The sequence below is a fragment of the Mesorhizobium sp. P3_A9 genome, assembly GCF_056402975.1.
Genome location: NZ_JBFUGJ010000518.1, coordinates 1 through 3,090 on the forward strand (window position 1 = coordinate 1; position 3,090 = coordinate 3,090).

Below are 3,090 nucleotides of genomic sequence, written 5' to 3' on the forward strand. Positions count from 1 at the left end.
TTTCGGCACAGCGCTCTATGCCGTCGGCAGCGACCCGGATTCGGCGGCTGCCGTCGGCATCAATGTCGTGCTGGTGCGCTTTGCCGTCTATGTAATCGCCGGCGGCTGCTACGGCCTTGCCGGCGTGTTCATCAGCGCGCAGACCGGCAGTGGCGACCCGCTGGTCGGCAATCCGTTGCTGCTGTCGATGTTCGCGGCAGTGGTGGTCGGCGGCACGCGCCTTGGCGGCGGGCAGGGCGGTCTGGTGGGCAGCGTTTTCGGCGCCTATATCCTGATGATGGTGGTGAACATCCTGCTGGTGCTGAACGTATCGGCCTACTATGCGACCATCGCGGAAGGCACCATTCTGGTGCTGGCGGCCCTTGCCGGATCCTTGTCTCACGCGTCGGTGCTTGCCGTGCAGCTGCGCGCGGCCCGAGCGCGGATCGCCGCCTGGCGCGCCGGCATATTGCCCTCGCAGCTCGAACCGATCGACCGGCGGCTGAAGATCACTGGGCCTTCGCAAGGCCAGCGCGGTTCGGCAGCGCCGCGCCCGGCTTTCCGCCTGCGCAACGCCGAGACGCTGCGCTATGCGCTGCCCGCCTATGTCTGCCTGCTCATCATCGTCATCGTCACCCAAATCTGGCTCGGCCGTGCCATCCTCAACCCGGGTTATTGGAATTCCCTGCTGGTGCTGTCGTCCTTCCTCGCCGTCCTGGCGCTGGGGCAGGGGACGGTCATCCTGACCGGCGGCCTCGATCTTTCCGTACCGTGGACGATCGGCATTTCCGGCATCATCCTGGCCGGCATGGTCAATGGCTCCGACTCGGCGCTTCTCTACGCCTTGCCGGTTGTGCTGGTGATGGCCTGCGCCATCGGCTTCGCCAATGGCTTCGGCATCGCCTATCTCGGCATCTCGCCGATCGTCATGACGCTCGCCACCAACGGCATTCTGCAGGGCTTCGCGCTGATCTATTCGCAGGGAACGCCGGCCGGGTTCTCCTCGCCGATGCTGCGCTGGTTCATGACAGCCAAGCTCGGTTTCGTTACGCCGATCGTCCTGCTGATGGTCGTCTTCGTGGTCGGGGCGGTGCTGCTGCTCGGACGCACGCCGTTCGGGCGCCGGGTCTACGGCATCGGCAACGGGCTGCGCGCGGCGCGGCTGTCCGGCATCGGCGTCGAGCGCACACTGATCCTGGTCTACATGCTGTCGGCCGTTTGCGCGGCTATCGTCGGCATCATGCTGACCGGCTTTTCCGGCCAGGCGAGCCTTGGCATGGGCGACGATTATCTCTTGCCGTCGATCGCGGTGGTGGTGGTCGGCGGCGCGCTGATCACCGGCGGGCGCGGCCACTATCTCGGCATGCTCGGCGGCGTGCTGCTTTTGACGGCGCTGCAGATGCTGCTGGCCGGCACCACGCTCCCCTACGCCACAAGGGCAATTCTCTACGGGCTGGTCGTTCTGGGTGCCGTCATGGCGCTGCGCGAACGGCGGCTGCATTGAAAAGGACAGGACGATGAGCACAAAGGCACCCGCATCGGCGGACGAATTTCTGGCCGGGCTGAAAGGCCAGCGCGTGCTGGTGACGGCGGGCGCCGGCGGCATCGGCTTCGCCATCGCCGACACGCTGTCGCGGCTCGGCGCACGCATCGTCGTCTGCGATGTTTCCGACGAAGCGCTGGCCGCCGCGCCGGGCAAGATCGACCTGGTTGCGGCGGTCAAGGCGGATGTCTCGCGCGACGATGATGTCGACCGGCTGTTCGAGACGGTCAAGGAGAAGCTCGGCGGGCTCGACGCGCTGATCAACAATGCCGGCATTGCCGGACCGACCGGCGGCGTCGACGAGATCGAGCCGGACGACTGGCGGCGCTGCATCGATATCTGCCTGACCGGCCAGTTCCTGTGCGCGCGGCGCGCCGTGCCGCTGATCAAGGCGGCGGGCGGCGGCTCGATCGTGTCGATGTCATCGGCGGCCGGCCGTCACGGCTATGCGTTCCGCACGCCCTATTCTGCGGCCAAATTCGGCGTCATCGGTTTCACGCAGAGCCTCGCCAAGGAGCTCGGGCCGCATGGCATCAGGGTCAATGCCATCCTGCCCGGCATCATCGAGGGACCGCGCATCGAAGGCGTCATCTCGGCACGTGCCAAGCAGGTCGGCATCAGCCACGAGGAGATGACCGGGCGTTATCTGCAGAACATCTCGCTGCGCCGCATGACCAGTCCTTATGACGTGGCCTCGATGGTGGCGTTCCTGCTGTCCGATGCAGGCATCAACATTTCGGGCCAGTCGCTCGGCGTCGACGGCAACGTCGAAACACTCTGAGGAACAATCCATGGCCAATGTCGCGATTGTCGGAAGCGGGTTCATCGGGCGGGCCTGGGCGATCAGCTTCGCCCGCGCCGGCCATGATGTACGCATGTGGGACCAGTCGCCTGCCGCGACGGGTGGTGCGCGCGACTATATTGCCGGCGTGCTCGGCGACCTTGCCGCGAACGATCTGCTGCGCGGGCAATCCGTCGACACCGTGCTTGGCCGCATCGCCATCGTAACGGAGCTGGCGGAGGCGCTGGCCGATGCAGTCCATGTCCAGGAGAACACGCCTGAAAACCTCGAGATCAAGCGGCAGGTGTTCTCCCTGATAGATGGCCTTGCCGGCCCGCATACGGTCATTGCCAGTTCCACCTCGGCGCTGTTGCCGTCGAAATTCACCGACCATCTGCAAGGGCGGCACCGCTGCCTGGTCGTGCATCCTATCAACCCGCCCTATCTCATTCCGGCGGCCGAGGTGGTGCCGGCGCCGTGGACCTCAGCCGAGACGCTCGAAAGAACCCGCGCCTTCCTCATCGACGCCGGCCATGCGCCGCTGGTGATGAAGCGCGAGCTCGACGGCTTCATCATGAACCGCTTGCAGGGCGCCTTGCTGGAGGAGGCTTTCCGGCTTGTCGCGGATGGCTATGCCAGCGTCGAGGATGTGGACATCGGCATCCGCGACGGGCTGGCGCTGCGCTGGTCGTTCATGGGTCCGTTCGAAACCATCGACCTCAATGCGCCCGGCGGCGTGCGAGATTATGTTGAACGCTACCAGGGCATCTATTCCAACATCTTCCCG

Annotated in this window: 3 protein-coding genes; all 3 read left to right on the plus strand. The window is 65.7% G+C overall.

Annotated elements, in window-relative coordinates; all coding sequences use genetic code 11:
* Nucleotides 1–1,483, plus strand: a 1,483-nt coding sequence (locus AC1DX0_RS33665; RefSeq protein WP_477358674.1) for an ABC transporter permease, incomplete at its 5' end; no start/stop codon positions are given.
* 13 nt (nucleotides 1,484–1,496) lie between these two features.
* The gene (locus AC1DX0_RS33670) at nucleotides 1,497–2,303 is read left to right on the plus strand and encodes an SDR family oxidoreductase (RefSeq protein ID WP_477222294.1); all 807 of its coding nucleotides are present in this window, start codon (nucleotides 1,497–1,499) and stop codon (nucleotides 2,301–2,303) included.
* Between the two features lie 10 nt (nucleotides 2,304–2,313).
* The coding region (locus AC1DX0_RS33675; RefSeq protein WP_477358676.1) for a 3-hydroxyacyl-CoA dehydrogenase at nucleotides 2,314–3,090 on the plus strand (777 nt) is incomplete at its 3' end.

What these genes read in the sequence shown, in the direction of transcription:
- AC1DX0_RS33670 (WP_477222294.1), top strand. Translation starts at nt 1,497, where the DNA reads ATGAGCACAAAGGCACCCGCATCGGCGGACGAATTTCTGGCCGGGCTG.